The organism is Microbacterium sp., from assembly GCF_011620715.1.
Lineage (GTDB): Bacteria > Actinomycetota > Actinomycetes > Actinomycetales > Microbacteriaceae > Microbacterium.
On the sequence record NZ_WOYP01000009.1, the window covers coordinates 1 to 15,404 of the forward strand.

General features: G+C 67.8%; 14 protein-coding genes. 6 read left to right on the forward strand and 8 right to left on the reverse strand.

Annotation, left to right across the window (positions count from 1 at the left end):
- A partial coding sequence (locus tag QZV84_RS01285; RefSeq protein ID WP_292824151.1) for a CoA transferase occupies positions 1-1,049 on the forward strand: 1,049 nt, incomplete at its 5' end.
- Between the two features lie 8 nt (positions 1,050-1,057).
- Here the strand turns inward: QZV84_RS01285 and QZV84_RS01290 are convergent.
- The 5 genes from QZV84_RS01290 to QZV84_RS01310 are packed head-to-tail and all read right to left on the reverse strand — an operon-like array spanning position 1,058 to position 5,335.
- Positions 1,058-1,438 (reverse strand): Rid family hydrolase, encoded by a 381-nt coding sequence (locus QZV84_RS01290; protein WP_292824154.1) that lies wholly within the window; start codon positions 1,436-1,438, stop codon positions 1,058-1,060.
- Positions 1,438-2,526: an alpha-hydroxy acid oxidase gene (locus tag QZV84_RS01295; RefSeq protein WP_292824157.1), complete on the reverse strand. Its 1,089-nt coding sequence runs from the start codon at positions 2,524-2,526 to the stop codon at positions 1,438-1,440. Before QZV84_RS01295 ends, QZV84_RS01290 begins: the two co-directional genes overlap by 1 nt.
- Complete coding sequence (locus tag QZV84_RS01300; protein WP_292824160.1) at positions 2,526-3,317, reverse strand: ATP-binding cassette domain-containing protein; 792 nt, start codon at positions 3,315-3,317, stop codon at positions 2,526-2,528. The genes QZV84_RS01295 and QZV84_RS01300 overlap by 1 nt, the downstream gene beginning before the upstream one ends.
- Before the next feature lie 22 nt (positions 3,318-3,339).
- Entirely contained in the window at positions 3,340-4,317 is a 978-nt protein-coding gene (locus tag QZV84_RS01305; RefSeq protein ID WP_292824163.1) for an ABC transporter permease, read from the reverse strand.
- Between the two features lie 22 nt (positions 4,318-4,339).
- Positions 4,340-5,335, reverse strand: a complete 996-nt coding sequence (locus tag QZV84_RS01310; protein WP_292824166.1) for an ABC transporter substrate-binding protein — start codon at positions 5,333-5,335, stop codon at positions 4,340-4,342.
- Between the two features lie 169 nt (positions 5,336-5,504).
- On the opposite strand from QZV84_RS01310, the gene QZV84_RS01315 reads away from it, so the two are divergent.
- The 5 genes from QZV84_RS01315 (at position 5,505) to clpX (ending at position 10,748) form a co-directional block, all read left to right on the forward strand.
- Positions 5,505-6,098, forward strand: coding sequence for a TetR/AcrR family transcriptional regulator (locus QZV84_RS01315; protein WP_292824169.1), 594 nt, complete (start codon positions 5,505-5,507; stop codon positions 6,096-6,098).
- A gap of 274 nt (positions 6,099-6,372) precedes the next feature.
- Complete coding sequence (tig, locus tag QZV84_RS01320) at positions 6,373-7,812, forward strand: trigger factor (RefSeq protein ID WP_292824172.1); 1,440 nt, start codon at positions 6,373-6,375, stop codon at positions 7,810-7,812.
- Between the two features lie 163 nt (positions 7,813-7,975).
- Entirely contained in the window at positions 7,976-8,563 is a 588-nt protein-coding gene (locus QZV84_RS01325; protein ID WP_292824175.1) for an ATP-dependent Clp protease proteolytic subunit, read from the forward strand.
- A gap of 31 nt (positions 8,564-8,594) precedes the next feature.
- Positions 8,595-9,266 (forward strand): ATP-dependent Clp protease proteolytic subunit, encoded by a 672-nt coding sequence (locus tag QZV84_RS01330; protein ID WP_292824178.1) that lies wholly within the window; start codon positions 8,595-8,597, stop codon positions 9,264-9,266.
- A gap of 213 nt (positions 9,267-9,479) precedes the next feature.
- Entirely contained in the window at positions 9,480-10,748 is a 1,269-nt protein-coding gene (gene clpX, locus QZV84_RS01335; RefSeq protein ID WP_292824181.1) for an ATP-dependent Clp protease ATP-binding subunit ClpX, read from the forward strand.
- Between the two features lie 5 nt (positions 10,749-10,753).
- Here clpX and QZV84_RS01340 read toward each other — a convergent pair whose 3' ends face one another.
- The 3 genes from QZV84_RS01340 to valS all read right to left on the reverse strand — a co-directional run.
- Positions 10,754-12,805: a M3 family metallopeptidase gene (locus tag QZV84_RS01340; RefSeq protein ID WP_292824184.1), complete on the reverse strand. Its 2,052-nt coding sequence runs from the start codon at positions 12,803-12,805 to the stop codon at positions 10,754-10,756.
- Between the two features lie 55 nt (positions 12,806-12,860).
- Entirely contained in the window at positions 12,861-13,103 is a 243-nt protein-coding gene (locus QZV84_RS01345) for a hypothetical protein (protein ID WP_292824187.1), read from the reverse strand.
- A 1-nt stretch (position 13,104) separates the two neighbouring features.
- The coding region (gene valS / locus QZV84_RS01350; RefSeq protein ID WP_292824190.1) for a valine--tRNA ligase at positions 13,105-15,404 on the reverse strand (2,300 nt) is incomplete at its 5' end.

Here is a 15,404-nt window from a genome sequence, read left to right on the forward strand (position 1 = left end):
ACGTGATCAAGCTCGAGCCGCGCTCCGGCGACGGACTGCGCGGCATGATGCTGGGTTTCGCAGGGTTCCACAAGGGCAAACGGGGCCTTGTTCTCGACTTGCAGAAGCCGGACGGGCACAATGCCTTCCTCACCCTCGTACGAGGGGCGGACCTCGTCATGGACAACTACCGCCCCGGCGTGTTGCAACGGCTCGGCATCGACTACGACCGGCTCCGCGACGTGAATCCCCGCATCAGCACCGTCTCGGTCACGGGGTTCGGAGAGGGCGGCCCGCGTGGCAGCGATCCCGGGTTCGACCCTGTCCTGCAGGCGCTCAGCGGAATGATGACAGCTCAGGGCGGCGACGCCGAACCCGTGTTCCTCTCCATTCCCGTCAACGACGTCGCTTCCGCAGCGATGGCGGCCCTCGGTGCAGTACTCGCGCTCTATCACCGCGGTCGGACCGGCGATGGACAGCGGGTGTGGACGTCGCTCGCGGGCCAGGCCGCGCTCATGCAGTCCGGCGAACTCGTCCGCTTCGAGGGGCGGGCACCGGCGCTGCGAGGCGGGCAGGATTTCGCAGGACCGTCCGCCCTCGACAGTCTGTACGCCACCGCGAACGGCTGGGTGCGGCTGCAGGCGACGACGGACGCCGCCGCAGCCGCGCTCACGGGCATGCTGGGGGAGCTTCCGGCCGACGACGCCGAGCGGGCCGCGATCATCGCCGGAGCGTTCGCAGCGCGGCCGTCCGATGAGGTCGTCGCCGCCCTCACCGACATCGGCGTCCCCGCCGTCGCGGTCCGCTCGGTCATGGACCTCGCGCTTGACCCCGCCCTGCAGGAGTCCGAAGTCGTGCACGAGACACCGGTCGCCGGCGCAGCCGGCTCGCTGTGGACCCAGGGTCGGATGGCGCGCCTGAGCCGCACCGAGGCGCGTGGCGTCCTGGTCGTGCCGGGCCTCGGTGAGCACACGCGCGAGGTCCTGCGCGAGGCGGGGCTGGCCGACGAGGCGATCGACCGGATGCTGGAGACCGATGTCGCCGTCGCCGGCGACCCCTACGCTGTGTAGGCGCGGCGCTAGACCGCCGCGACCGCCTGCAGCTCGATCCTCACCCCGGGCAGCGCGAACGCCGACACGAGCGTCGTGCGTGCTGGCCCCGGCTCCGGCCAGATCCGCAGGAAGGCGTCGTTCCACGCCAGGAAGTCGGCCGGGTCGGCGAGAAAGGCCTCCAGCTTCACGACGTTCTCCGCCGTCGCCCCGACGGCCGCGAGCGCGGTCAGAAGCGCGTCCAGTGCGTCGTCGGCCTCGGCGCGGAAGTCCACGTCGGGCGTGGAGTCCGCGCCGAGCGCGCGAAGCACGCGCGGCGAGACGATGCCTGAGGTGAAAGCGAGATTCCCCGCCAGCACTGCCCCCGGAAGCATCGGGCTCTGGCCCGGCGCTCGTCGCAGTTTCGGCATCAGTCCGTCACCCGCATCACCGCGTCCCGGCCGATCTCGGCGAGGCTGCCTCGCCCGAGTAGGGCCAGGATGTTACGGATCTCGGCGCCCAGCAATTCCATCACGCGGGCGACCCCGCGCTCTCCGCCCGCGGTGAGTCCGTAGACCGCCAGCCGGCCGATCACGACTGCGTCGGCACCGAGAGCGATCGCCTTCACCACGTCCGATCCGCGGCGGATGCCGCTGTCCAACGCGATCTGCACGTTCGGCCCGACCGCGTCCCGGATCTCGGGCAGCACCTCCAGCGACGCACGCTGACCGTCGAGCTGACGGCCGCCGTGATTGGAGACGAGCAGCCCGGACGCGCCCGCGGCCAGCGCGGCGCGAGCATCCACCACGGTCATGATTCCCTTCGCGATCCAAGGGAGCGTGCCCTGCCCCAGCAGCGACGAGAGACGATCCCAGGTCCAGATCGGCGCAGTCTGCGCGAACAGCTGACCGAAGATCGGGCCGTACTCCTCCGGGCCGCCTGGGTAGTTCCCGGCGATGATGCTCTCGTCGGGGGAGAAACGATTGCGCAGATTCCGCTCCCGCCATCCGCCCGTCGGGCAGTCGCAGGTCAGGCACAGCGCGCGGTAGCCGGCGGCCTCGTAACGGCGCATCATCGTGAGGAACGTCTGGTCGGTTCCCAGCGGGTGGAACTGTCCGATCGCGGCCGCACCGGGAGCGGCCCCGGCGATTCTTTCCACGGCGAAGGTTCCCGCCTCGGGCACGATGCTGACGGTGCCGGCGCCCTCGTTCGCGCGCGCCACCGCGACGTGCCCGTCCGGGTCGAACAGGCCGTCCGTGCCGAAGGGGGCGGTCATGACCGGGATGTCCAGGTCGATCCCGAGGAAGCTGCCGGAGATGTCGGGGGCGCCGGCCCCGCTCATGATGCGGGGAACGAATGCCCACTTGTCGAACGCCGCCCGGTTCCGCCGCAGAGTGACCTCCTCCCCTGCTCCCCCCTCGAGGAAGTCCCTCACGCCGGGGTCCAGCCGGGCAAGTGCCGCCTCGTGGATCTCGTCGAGCGTGGCGAATTCCAGGTCGATCCCATCGATCGTGGTCATCACGCCACCTCCGTCTCCAGCTCGGGCAACAACGTCCGGTCCCCGACGCTGTCGCCCGCCTTACGGATCAGATCGACCAGGCCGGCGGTATCCATCCGCTGCTTCGCCGCGCCGTCCAGGTCGGCGAGCACCCGGCCGCGCGACATGAGGAGCAGTCGAGTCCCCATCTCTAGAGCGTGCTCCATGTTGTGGGTGATCATCATCGTGGTGCATCCCATCTCCGCGACCAGGTCGCGGGTCAGCGCCAGCACTCGCCCGGCCGTGGCCGGGTCGAGGGCGGCGAGGTGTTCGTCGAGAAGAAGCACGCGGGGGCGGACCAGCCCGGCCATGATCATCGTGAGGCTCTGGCGCTGACCCGCCGAGAGCAGCCCGACCCGTTCGTGCAGCCGGTCCTCGAGCCCCAGACCGAGGCCGGCCAACCGCTCCCGCATGAGGCGACGCCGACGCGCGGTGAGGGCGAGCCCTAATCCGCGCCGCCGGCCCCGCTCCAGAGCGAGCGCGAGGTTGTCCTCGATACTCAGATCCGGCGCGGTGCCCACCCGCGGGTCGTCGAATACGCGCGCCACCAGGCCCGCCCGTCGGTAATCGGGCCATCGTGACACGTCGGCGCCGTCGATGCTCACACGGCCCTGGGTCGGCCGGACCGCGCCGCTGACGATCTGCACGATGCTGCTCTTGCCGGCGCCGTTGGATCCGATCACGGTCACGAACTCGCCGGGCGCGACGTCGAGATCGATGTGATCGAGTGCGATTACCTGATCGGATTTGCCCGGGTTGTACACCAGGCGCACCCGGTCCAGACGCAGCGTAGGTTCAGGCATGGCGGGCCTCCAATTCGGTCGCGGTCGGAATGGGCGCCGGCGGGGGCGGGGGCGGCGCCGACCGGCGAGAGACGCCCCAGCGGATGCGGTAGCGCGCCAGCGCCGGCGCCAGGTACGCCTGCGCGGCGACCGCTGCCACGAGCGTGAGCGCGGTGATGCCCTTCAGATCGCCCGCGGGCAGTCCCGCCCGCAGCGCGGCCACCAGGATGAACCGGTAGATCAGGCCGCCGACGATCACGGCCAGCACGATCCGGACCACATTCGAGCCGCCGGGGTTCAGAAGCAGCACCCCCAGCAGCACGGCGCCCGCACCGGCCACGAAAGTGCCCACGCCCATGTTGACGTCGGCGAAGCCCTGTACCTGTGTGAGCAGGCCGCCGCTGAGCGCAGTCAGACCGTTGGACACCATGAGGGAGAGCACAAGCAGGGCACGGTCATTGACGCCCTGACTGCGGACCATCCGCACGTTCACCCCGCTGGCCCGCAGCGAAAGACCGAGATCCGTCTTGAGGAACAGCGCGAAGGCGGTGAAGACCACAGCGATGATGACGGCGAGCAGCGCTGACGTCGCAAGGTCTGCGCCGCGGCCGGGTGCGGGCGCGATCGAGCTGAAGATCGTGTCCGCGCCGATGAGGCTCACCGTCGGCATCCCGAGCACTCGCAGCGTGATTGTGAACAGGCCCATGCTCATGACAAGTCCGCCAAGCAGTACGGGGATCCTCAGCAGCAAATTCAGCAGAGCCGTCATGAGACCGGCCAGCGACCCGGCGGCCACGCCTGCCAGTAGCGCGAGCCAGGCGGGGACGCCACCGGTGATCGCGACCGCGGTGACCGCCCCGCCCAGGGCGAAGCTCCCCTCGACGGTCAGGTCGAAGTCCTCACGGATCCGCAGGATCAAGTAGATCCCGAGGAATGCCGGCAGCAGTGGAAGGCCGGTCACCAGGGTGTCGACGAGGATGCTCTCGATCATGACCGATCCTGTGGGTCCGCGGTCACTGCTGCACGACGCGGTCGGCCAGCGACGGGGGCACCGTGATGCCTAGCGTGTCGGCGTACTCGGCGTTCAGGACGATCTCCACCTCGCCGGGAAGCGCGAACGGCACCGTGGCCGGGTCCGCGCCAGCGAGCACCTCCGCCGCTCCCATGCCCGCGGAAGCCCCCAAGGAGGGATAGTCGGGACCGAGACTGCCCGCCACGCCGGGGACCGTGACGTCTCCGCCGACGACGTAGAGGGGGATGGAGGAGCCGCTCATCGCCGCCCCGACCGCGTCGAGACCTGCGATCACCGTGCCGTCTGGTCCGATCAAGGTCACGTCCGACCGTCCGACGAGGCTGCGTGCGGCCTGCGCCACTTCGGCGCTGCCGGCGATCGTGGCTTCCGAAACCTGTAGGCCCGCGGCCGCTGCCGCGTCTTTCACCGCCGTCACCCAGATCTGCATGTTCTGGTTCGACGGGTCGTACACCGTACCGACTGTCTGCATGTCCGGGTGGAGCTGCTGCAAGTCCGCGATCAGGAGTGCTGGATCGACGTAGTCGATGCTGCCAGTCACGTTCCCACCCGGCTCCTCCAGGCTCTGCGCGACTCCCGCGCCGACCGGGTCGCCCATAGCGAGCGCGAAGATCGGACGATCCTTGATCTGGGCTGCCATCGCGATCACGGCCGGCGTGCCGACCACCGCGAACGCGTCGTAGTCCGAACTCGCGAAGCTGCGGGCGATGCTGGTGATCAGGGACTGATCTCCGTTCGCGTTCTGAACGTCGAAGGTGACCTGCACGTCCTTACCCAACTCGGATTGCACGGACTCTTCGAACGCCGCGATCACGTCGTCGAGCAGCTGGACCTGCGCCATCGACAGCACCCCGACGGTGACCGTGTCGGCGCTGGACGTGACGGCGGTGTCAGAATCGGGCGCAGCTCCGGCGCATCCGGCCAGCAGCGCGGCGGATGCGGCCAGGGCCGCGCCGGCGACGAAGGTGCGTCGTGTCATGGGTCCTCCAGGCATGGGCGATGGTCATCAGTGAAACGGGAAGAACTTCTTCGTTGACACGAGTGTGCCTCAGGAGCAGCGGGCCGTATGGCCGCGAAACGGGAACTTATTCCCCGATTAATGCGCCTGTTACAATCGCGCGGTGATCGTTGCGGGGGAGGATGGGGAGGTGACGCCCAAACGTGAACGATCTGACCGGGCGCGCACCCGGGATCTGCTGCTGGATGTCATGGGCCGGCTTCTCGAGGAGAAGGGACTGGACTTCTCCCTGCCTGATCTCGCTCGCGAATCCGGCGTGGCCACGGCGACCGTCTACCGGCACTTCGACAACCTGGGTGACCTGCGCGAGGAGTTCTACCGGCGCCACGTCACAGGATTGGTCGAAAGCATGCGCGACCTCGCCGAGCACCACCGAGGACGCAGACTCGTACACGAGATCTGCCGGGCGTGGGGCGTCAGCTGCCTGCGGTGGGCTCGGGCAGCTACCTACATCCGCAGCGCCGAGGGTTTCGCTGAGCGGCTCGCCCGCGACGACGAATTCGTGTCCGGCCTGTACGACCAGGTTCTGCATCCCGCGATCCAGGGACTCATCGATGACGGGATCATCCCCGATCAGGACCCCGGGTACGCGGCACTGATGTGGATCACGCTGTTCGACGAACGAGTGATCATCGACCTGACCACGGTGCTGGGGATGCCGATCGACCGCGCGACCGATTCTCTCGAGCGCTCCTTGCTGGGTTCCCTCGGCGCATCCATCTGACCGGCGAGAGCCGCGGCCCAGCGGTAGGCCATCTCCACTGACCCGAAGAGACCGGGAACGATCGGATAGACTCGGACACGGGCCGTCGTAGCCTTCCCTGCCCATGCAAGGAGACCCGCGATTCCGGGACGACCGTGGCTGACCGCTTCTGGCGGGGAGGCTTCGGGAGGCCGCAGGTTCACATCCTGTCGCATCGACATCACGGCCCCCGACAACCCTCATCCTCAGCTGCCGCGCCGGCGCGCGCAGTCGATCACAAGGAGAACGAACAGGCATGGTCAACAGCACCGTCGAGAAGCTCACCCCGACGCGGGTGAAGCTGCACATCACGGTCTCGCCCGATGAGCTCAAGCCGAGCATCGCTCACGCGTACGAGCACATCGCGCAGGACGTGCAGATCCCCGGGTTCCGCAAGGGCAAGGTGCCCGCGCCGATCATCGATCAGCGTGTCGGCCGCACGGCCGTCATCGAGCACGCCGTGAGCGAGGGTCTCGACACGTTCTACCGCCAGGCCGTCGAGGCGAACGAGCTTCGTGTGCTCGGCCGCCCGAGCGCCGACGTCAAGGAATGGCCCAATGAGAAGGACTTCTCGGGCGACCTGCTCGTCGAGATCGAGGTCGACGTCCGTCCCGAGTTCGAGCTTCCCGCTTTCGAGGGCACCACGGTCGAGGTCGACGCGATCGAGGTCGACGAGACTGCTATCGACGAGGAACTCGACCGTCTGCGTGCACGCTTCGGCACCCTGGTGACCGTGGATCGTCCTGCCTCGACCGGCGACTTCGTCGAGCTCGACCTGGTCGCCACGATCGACGGAGCCGAGATCGACCGCGCCGAGGGCGTCTCGTACGAGGTCGGCTCGGGCGAGCTGCTCGAGGGCATCGACGAGGCGATCGACTCGCTGACCGCGGGGGAGGAGACGACGTTCCGCTCAACCCTCATCGGCGGCGACCACGCCGGCGAACAGGCCGAGGTCACCGTGCGGGTCACAGCCGTCAAGGAGCGCGAACTGCCCGAGGCCGATGATGATTTCGCCCAGATCGCGAGCGAGTTCGACACCCTGGCCGAACTGCGCGAGAGCCTCAGAGAGAGCGTCGTGCAGCAGGGCAGCTTCACACAGGGCAATGCCGCACGCGACAAGCTCATCGAGCAGCTGCTGGACCAGGTCGATATCCCGGTGCCGCCGGCGCTCATCGAGGATGAGGTCCACACCCACCTCGAGGGCGAGGGTCGCCTCGAGGACGACGTTCACCGCGGCGAGGTCACCGAGGCGAGCGAGAAGCAGTTCCGCACGCAGATGCTTCTGGACGCCGTCGCCGAGAAGCTCGACGTGCAGGTCTCGCAGGACGAGCTGACGCAGTACCTGGTCCAGTCAGCTGCGCAGTACGGCATGGCTCCGCAGGACTTCGTCGAGGCGCTGCAGCAGAACAACCAGCTGCCGTCGCTGATAGGTGAAGTCGCGCGCAGCAAGGCGCTCGCTGTCGCGCTCGGCCAGGTGGTCGTCGTCGACACGAACGGCAAGCTCGTCGACCTGACCGGGTTCGTCGCCACAGACGATGACGAGTCCGCTGAGGAAGAGGTCGTCGAAGAGGCCGAGGAGATCGCGGATGCCGCGGCCGAGGCCGATGCGATCATCGAGGCCGAAGAGACAGAGTCGGCGGCGAAGAAACCTGCCGCCAAGCGCAAGAGCACCAAGAAGGCCGCCCCAGCCGAGTAGGCGCGAGGCTTCGCCCACCAAGGGGCGGATGCTGCGGCATCCGCCCCCTGGTCGTCTCGGGCTGCGTGCCCGAGACGCGGTTCTCTGCCCAGGGCGAACACGGGCGGGTCGGCACGGGCGCGCCGGTAGATTCGTAGCCACGACCACCGAATCAGGAGTGAATATGGCCGACCCACTTATCGCGACCAGCGTCTTCGACAGGCTGCTGAAGGACCGCATCATCTGGCTGGGCTCGGAGGTGCGTGACGACAACGCGAACGAGATCTGCGCGAAGATCCTGCTGCTCGCCGCCGAGGACCCCGAGAAGGACATCTTCCTCTACGTGAACTCGCCGGGTGGCTCGATCACCGCCGGCATGGCCATCTACGACACGATGCAGTTCGTGCCGAACGACATCGTCACCGTCGGCATCGGCATGGCCGCCTCGATGGGGCAGCTGCTGCTCACAAGCGGCACGAAGGGCAAGCGGTACATCACCCCGAACGCGCGCGTGCTGCTGCACCAGCCGCACGGCGGCTTCGGCGGCACCTCGAGCGACATCCAGACGCAGGCGCAGCTCATCGTCTCGATGAAGAACCGGCTCGCCGAGATCACCGCTGCCCAGACCGGCAAGTCGGTCGAGCAGATCAACGAGGACGGCGACCGCGACCGGTGGTTCACGGCGCAGGAAGCACTCGACTACGGCTTCGTCGACCACATCCGCGCCCACTTGGGCGACGTCGTCGGCGGCGGCGGAACCGAACAGGACTGACCGAAGGCGAATGAGAAGGAACAACAGCGACATGAGCATCCCCACCTTCGGCGGCACGGCAGGCAACGGCCTGGCGATGCCCTCCAGCCGGTACATCCTGCCTCAGTTCGAGGAGCGCACCGCGTACGGCTACAAGCGCCAGGACCCCTACAACAAGCTGTTCGAGGACCGCGTGATCTTCCTCGGCGTTCAGGTCGACGACGCCTCGGCCGACGACGTCATGGCCCAGCTCCTCGTGCTCGAGAGCCAGGATCCCGACCGCGACATCATCATGTACATCAACTCACCGGGTGGCTCGTTCACCGCGATGACGGCGATCTACGACACGATGCAGTACATCTCTCCCCAGATCCAGACCGTCGTGCTCGGCCAGGCCGCCTCGGCCGCCGCCGTGCTGCTGGCTGCAGGAGCACCCGGAAAACGCCTCGCGCTGCCCAATGCGCGCGTGCTGATCCATCAGCCGGCGATGGGTGAGGCCGGCCACGGTCAGGCGTCCGACATCGAGATCCAGGCGGCCGAGATCCTGCGCATGCGCACATGGCTCGAGGAGACGCTCGCGAAGCACACGAACCGCACCGTCGAGGAGGTCAACCGCGACATCGACCGCGACAAGATCCTCGATGGCATGCAGGCCGTCGATTACGGTCTGGTCGATCAGGTGCTCACGACGCGAAAGCGCGTGCCGGCGGCTCTCACCAAGTAGCCGATGCCTCGAAGCCCCGTCGCCCTCCTCGTGAAGGCGGCGGGGCGTTGCCGTGCCCCCGCGGCGGCGTCAGCAGAACGCCCGCGGCGGCATCCGCAATGCGTGTCGCAATCCCTGCGCATGTCGTCCTCAGCGGTTAGGCTCGGAGTACGACCGGGGCCACGTCCCGTCGCAGCGGGGGTCTGATCCCCCGTCCGTTACGAGGAGGGCCTGATGGCGCGCATCGGTGAGAGTGCCGACCTGTTCAAGTGCTCCTTCTGCGGAAAGAGCCAGAAGCAGGTGCAGCAGCTGATCGCCGGTCCCGGCGTGTACATCTGCGACGAGTGCGTCGAGCTGTGCAACGAGATCATCGAAGAGCGCATGGCCGAGTCCTCGACCGGGGTCGTCTCCGACTTCGACCTGCCTAAGCCACGCGAGATCTTCGCGTTCCTCGAGGAGTACGTCGTCGGGCAGGAGGCCGCCAAGCGCGCGCTGTCGGTCGCGGTGTACAACCACTACAAGCGCATCCGCGCGCACGGCACGATCCAGTCCGCCGAGCAGCGCGCCGACGAGGTCGAGATCGCGAAGAGCAATATTCTGCTGATCGGCCCGACCGGCTGCGGCAAGACGTATCTGGCCCAGACGCTCGCCAAGCGCCTCAATGTTCCGTTCGCCGTCGCGGACGCGACCGCGCTGACAGAAGCGGGCTATGTCGGCGAGGACGTCGAGAACATACTCCTGAAGCTGATCCAGGCCGCCGACTTCGACACCAAGCGCGCCGAGACCGGGATCATCTACATCGACGAGGTCGACAAGATCGCCCGCAAGGCAGAGAACCCGTCGATCACACGGGACGTGTCGGGTGAGGGCGTGCAGCAGGCGCTGCTGAAGATCCTCGAGGGAACGGTCGCCTCGGTGCCGCCGCAGGGCGGCCGCAAGCATCCTCACCAGGAGTTCATCCAGATCGACACGACGAACGTGCTGTTCATCGTCGCCGGCGCGTTCGCCGGACTGGAGGACATCATCTCCAGCCGCGTGGGCAAGCACGGCATCGGCTTCGGAGCCCCCTTGCACACCAAGGGCGATGACCTCAGCCTCTTCAGCGAAGTCCGGCCCGAAGACCTGCACAAGTTCGGACTTATCCCCGAGTTCATCGGACGACTTCCGGTGGTCGCCTCCGTCACGCCGCTCGACCAGGTGGCGCTGATGGAGATCCTCACCGAACCGAAGAATGCGCTCGTGAAGCAGTACCAGCGCATGTTCGAGCTCGACGGCGTCGGACTCGAGTTCGATGCCGAAGCGCTCGAGGCGATCGCCGACCTCGCGGTCGAACGCAAGACGGGTGCCCGCGGACTGCGCGCGATCCTCGAAGACGTCCTCGGACCGATCATGTTCGACATCCCGTCGAACGACGATGTCGAGAAGGTCATCGTGACCCGCGATGCCGTTCAGACCGGCGCTGCGCCGACCTTCATCAAGCGTCGGGCCCGCAAGAGCGCCTGACCGCGCTAACTCGCAAGGCCCCGACGTTCGAGCAGAGGCTGGATCTCGGCATTCCGTCCGCGGAAGTCCCGATACGCCTCGAGCGGGTCCTTCGATCCGCCGACGCCGAGCAGGCGGTTACGGAAGCGATCGCCATTCGCGCGCGTGAGCCCGCCGTTCTCGCGGAACCACTCGACCGCGTCGGCGTCGAGGACCTCGCTCCAGATGTACGAGTAGTATCCGGCGCTGTAGCCGCCCGAGAACACGTGGGCGAAGTATGTCGACGAGTAGCGCGTCGGCACCGCCGGGTTGTCCAGGCCGATGTCCGCCAGTGCGGACGCCTCGAACGCGGCGACGTCGATCTCGGATGCGGCATCCTCGGCGCTCAGCGAGTGCCACGCCTGATCGAGCCACGAAGCCGCCAGGTACTCGCTGGTCGCAAACCCCTGGTTGAAGGCCTCTGATGCGCGCAGCTTCGCTACGACGTCGCGGGGGAGGGGCTCGCCCGTCTCGGAATGACGCGCATAGGTGTCGAGGATCTCGGGCCAGTAGATCCACATCTCATTGACCTGGCTGGGGAATTCGACGAAGTCCCGGAAGACGTTCGTGCCGGCGAAATGCGGGTAAGTGACCGTGGCGAACAGGCCATGCAGCGCGTGTCCGAACTCGTGGAACAGCGTCGTGACCTCGTCGAGGGTCAGGAGCGTGGGCTTGCCGTCCGTCGGCTTGGGGACGTTGAGATTGTTGACCACGACCGCCTGCGTCCCGCGCAGGCGCGACTGCGACACGATGGAGTTCATCCACGCGCCGCCGCGCTTCGTGTCGCGCGTGTAAAGGTCGAGCACGAAAAGTCCGACCGTGGTCGCGTCGGCGTTGCGCACCTCGAACACGCGGGCGTCCGGGTGATACGCGCCGAGGTCGTGGCGTTCGGCGAAGGTCACGCCGTACAGTTCGGTCGCCGCATGAAACACGCCATCCCGCAGCACTCGCTCGGCCTCGAACCAGGGGCGCAGCGCACCACGGTCGAGGTCGTACTCGGCAGCGCGGACCTTCTCGGTGTAGAACGCCCAGTCGTGCGCATCGAGTGGGAACGGCTCGGGCTCGGCATCGATGATCGCCTGCAGTGCCGCCTGCTCGCGGCGTGCATTGCGCGCGGCGGGAACAGCCAGCCGGCGCAGCAGATCGTGCACCGCCCCGGGGGAGCCTGCGGTCTCGTCGGACGTGATGTAGGCGGCGTGCGAGTCGTAGCCGAGCAGACGCGCGCGTTCGGCTCGAAGGCGCACGATCTCGCGCAGAACCGGGCGATTGTCGTTCTCGCCGTCGCGTGACCCGCGCGCACGCGACGCATCGAAGATCCGCTTGCGGCTGGCGCGGTTCGTCAGCGATGCGAGATACGGATGGCCGGTGAAGAGCGTGAGGGTGATGACCCATTTGCCCGCCAGACCACGTTCGGCGGCGGCCTGCGCTGCGGCAGACAGCTCACCCTCGGCGAGACCGTCGAGTTCGGCCACGTCGTCGAACACGACGGCCAGATCGTTCGTGTCGCGCAGCAGATTCTTCTCGAAGGAGGTGGTGAGAGTCGACAGTCTCTGGTTCAGCGCGGTGAGCTGTGCCTTCGCGGTGTCATCCAGACCTGCACCGGCATGCGACATCTCCCGGAATCGCCGCTGCACGAGATAGCGCTGCTCCGGCTCGAGGTCGAGATCGTCGAGCGCATCGTGCAGCGTCTTGATGCGCCAGAAGAGAGCCGAGTTCAACTCGATCGAGTCATTGTGCGCCGACATGAGGGGAGCGAGTGTCTCCTCGATCAGCTGTATCTCGGGCGTGGCATCCGCCGAAGACACGGTGTAGAAGGTGCGGGCCACGTCACCGAGAAGCCTGCCGCTCATTTCCAGCGGGACCATGGTGTTCTCGAACGTCGGCATCGAGCGGACCCGTGTGATGGCGCCGATTTCGACCTTCTGCTGTGCGAACGCCTCGTCGAAGGCCGGCAGATAGTGCGCAGGGCGGATGGCCGCATAATCCGGAAGACCGTAGGGGAGCGTGCTGGGGGACAGGAGGGGGTTCTCGTTGGCCATGTCCGTCAGCCTATGAGCTCACGCCTGGTCGGTCCGACGGGCGCTGTTGGTCGCGTCAGGCGAAGCCGTCGTCGTGATGCACGACCGCCTCGCCATCCTCGTCGAGGCTGACGATCACGCCGGTGTCCAACTCTGCGATCGGCTTGCCTTCGAGCCAGGTCAGCGTCCAGCGCGGCGCCGGCTGCCCGAGCTGGTCGTCCGGGATGACCGCTTCGACCGCCGCGATCTGGGCGCGCATCGTCGCGGGGAGCGCCGCCGGCGGCACACTCCCGGCGGTCCATCGGGTGCCGAGTTGCATGTCAGGCCTCCTGTGCGGCGAGTTCGATGCCCGACACGACGATGGTCTCGGCATCCGCGTACGTGATCTCCTCGATGCGGCCGACGGCTTTCAGATCACCCTCGGCGAGCTGGAGGAGAGCGACGGACGCCGCGGGCGCGGCGATGGCCATGCGGGTCACCGGCGTCTTCTGCGAGGCCTTCGCCTCGGTCTTGGCGCGGCGGATGCTGATCAGAGCCTCGCCGACCACGGTGAGCACCGCGGGGTCCCCCTCGATGCCGAGCGGCTCGGGCCAGTCGGCGGTGTGCACGGAGCCCGCGTTGAACCACGACCAGGCCTCCTCGGAGGCGAAGGCGAGGACCGGCGCGAACAGGCGCAGCAGCGTCGCCATCGCGATGCGAAGGGCGAGGGCGGCCGAAGCCTGTCCCACGTCGGAGCGGTCGTACGCGCGTTCCTTCACGAGCTCGAGGTAGTCGTCGCAGAACGTCCAGAAGAACGCCTCGGTGATCTCCAGCGCGCGTGCGTGGTCGTAGGCATCGAGCGCCTTCGTCGCCTCACGGACGACCTCGTCGAGGGTGGTGAGCATCGACGCGTCCAGCGCGTGGGTCACCCGGGCGTCCTCGGGCACGGGGAAGGACAGCACGAACTTGGCCGCGTTGAGGACCTTGATCGCGAGGCGCCGGCCGATCTTGATCTGCGTGGGGTTCTGCGGATCGAAGGCGGCGTCGGTGCCCAGGCGCGACGACGCGGCCCAATACCGCACGGCATCGGAGCCGTGCAGCTCGAGGATGTCCGCGGGGGTGACGACGTTGCCCTTGGACTTCGACATCTTCTTGCGGTCGGGGTCCACGATGAATCCCGAGATGGCGGCATCCGTCCACGGCGCCCGGTCGTCCTCGAGGGCACTGCGCAGCAGGGTCGAGAAGAGCCACGTGCGGATGATGTCCTGCCCCTGCGGGCGCATGTCGAACGGAGCGACCAGATTCCACAGCTCGGGGTCGCGCTTCCATCCGCCGGCGAGCTGGGGAGTCAGCGACGAGGTCGCCCAGGTATCGAAGATGTCCTTCTCGCCTTCGAATCCGCCGGCCGCGCCGCGCTGCGCCTCGGTGTACCCGGGGGGCACGTCGGTCGTCGGATCGACCGGCAGTTGCACGGAGTCCGGGGTGAGTACGCGCGAGTAGTCGCGCTCGCCGCGCTCGTCCAGCCCATACCAGACGGGGATCGGCACGCCGAAGAAGCGTTGCCGGGAGACGAGCCAGTCGCCGGTGAGCCCGTTGGTCCAGTTCTCGTAGCGCACGCGCATGAAGTCGGGGTGCCAAGAGATCTCGCGTCCGAGTGCGATGAGCTTGTCGCGCAGCTGCTCGTCGCGGGCGCCGTTGCGGATGTACCACTGTCGGGTCGAGACGATCTCGAGGGGCCGGTCACCCTTCTCGTAGAACTTCACGGAGTGCGTGAACGGGCGGGGCGCGCCCTCCAGCTCCTCCGATTCCTGCAGCAGCTCGACGACGCGCTTCTTCGCACTGAACACGGTCTTGCCGGCGAGTTCGGCGTACGCCGCTCGCGCGGCATCCGTCACGATCACGTCCGGAGCATCCGCGATCAGTCGGCCGTCCTGCCCGAGGATCGTGCGGTTGGGCAGATCGAGCTCGCGCCACCAGATGATGTCGGTCACGTCGCCGAAGGTGCAGATCATCGCAATGCCCGAGCCCTTGTCGGGCTGCGCCAGCGGATGCGCCAGCACCGGCACCTCCACGTCGAAGAGCGGTGTACGCACCGTCGAGCCGAAGAGCGGCCGGTAGCGCTCGTCATCGGGGTGCGCGACCAGGGCGACGCACGCCGCCAGCAGTTCCGGCCGCGTCGTCTCGATGTGCACGTCGCCGGATCCGTCCGACTTGTGGAAGGCCACGCGATGGTACGCCGCGGGCTGGTCGCGGTCCTCGAGTTCGGCCTGCGCGATCGCGGAGCGGAAGTCGATGTCCCACAGCGTCGGGGCCATCGCCTGGTACGCCTCGCCGCGCTCGAGGTTGCGCAGGAATGCGAGCTGGCTCGTCCGCATCGTGTCGTCCGAGATCGTGCGGTAGGTCTGGGTCCAGTCCACGCTCAGTCCGAGCTGGCGGAAGAGCTCCTCGAACGTGACCTCGTCCTGCACGGTGAGCTTCTCGCACAGCTCGATGAAGTTGCGGCGGCTGATCGGCACCTGGTCGGCCGCGCGCGAGCTCTTGTTGTCGCCGCCCTCGTAGGGGGGCGTGAAGGCGGCGTCGTAGGCGAGCGACGGGTCGCAGCGCACGCCGTAGTAGTTCTGCACCCGGCGCTCGGTCGGCA

Coding starts and splice junctions, on each gene's coding strand:
- QZV84_RS01310 (WP_292824166.1), bottom strand. CDS start 5,335: ATGACACGACGCACCTTCGTCGCCGGCGCGGCCCTGGCCGCATCCGCC.
- QZV84_RS01325 (WP_292824175.1), top strand. CDS start 7,976: ATGGCCGACCCACTTATCGCGACCAGCGTCTTCGACAGGCTGCTGAAG.
- QZV84_RS01290 (WP_292824154.1), bottom strand. CDS start 1,438: ATGCCGAAACTGCGACGAGCGCCGGGCCAGAGCCCGATGCTTCCGGGG.
- QZV84_RS01345 (WP_292824187.1), bottom strand. CDS start 13,103: ATGCAACTCGGCACCCGATGGACCGCCGGGAGTGTGCCGCCGGCGGCG.
- QZV84_RS01330 (WP_292824178.1), top strand. CDS start 8,595: ATGAGCATCCCCACCTTCGGCGGCACGGCAGGCAACGGCCTGGCGATG.
- QZV84_RS01340 (WP_292824184.1), bottom strand. CDS start 12,805: ATGGCCAACGAGAACCCCCTCCTGTCCCCCAGCACGCTCCCCTACGGT.
- tig (WP_292824172.1), top strand. CDS start 6,373: ATGGTCAACAGCACCGTCGAGAAGCTCACCCCGACGCGGGTGAAGCTG.
- QZV84_RS01305 (WP_292824163.1), bottom strand. CDS start 4,317: ATGATCGAGAGCATCCTCGTCGACACCCTGGTGACCGGCCTTCCACTG.
- QZV84_RS01295 (WP_292824157.1), bottom strand. CDS start 2,526: ATGACCACGATCGATGGGATCGACCTGGAATTCGCCACGCTCGACGAG.
- clpX (WP_292824181.1), top strand. CDS start 9,480: ATGGCGCGCATCGGTGAGAGTGCCGACCTGTTCAAGTGCTCCTTCTGC.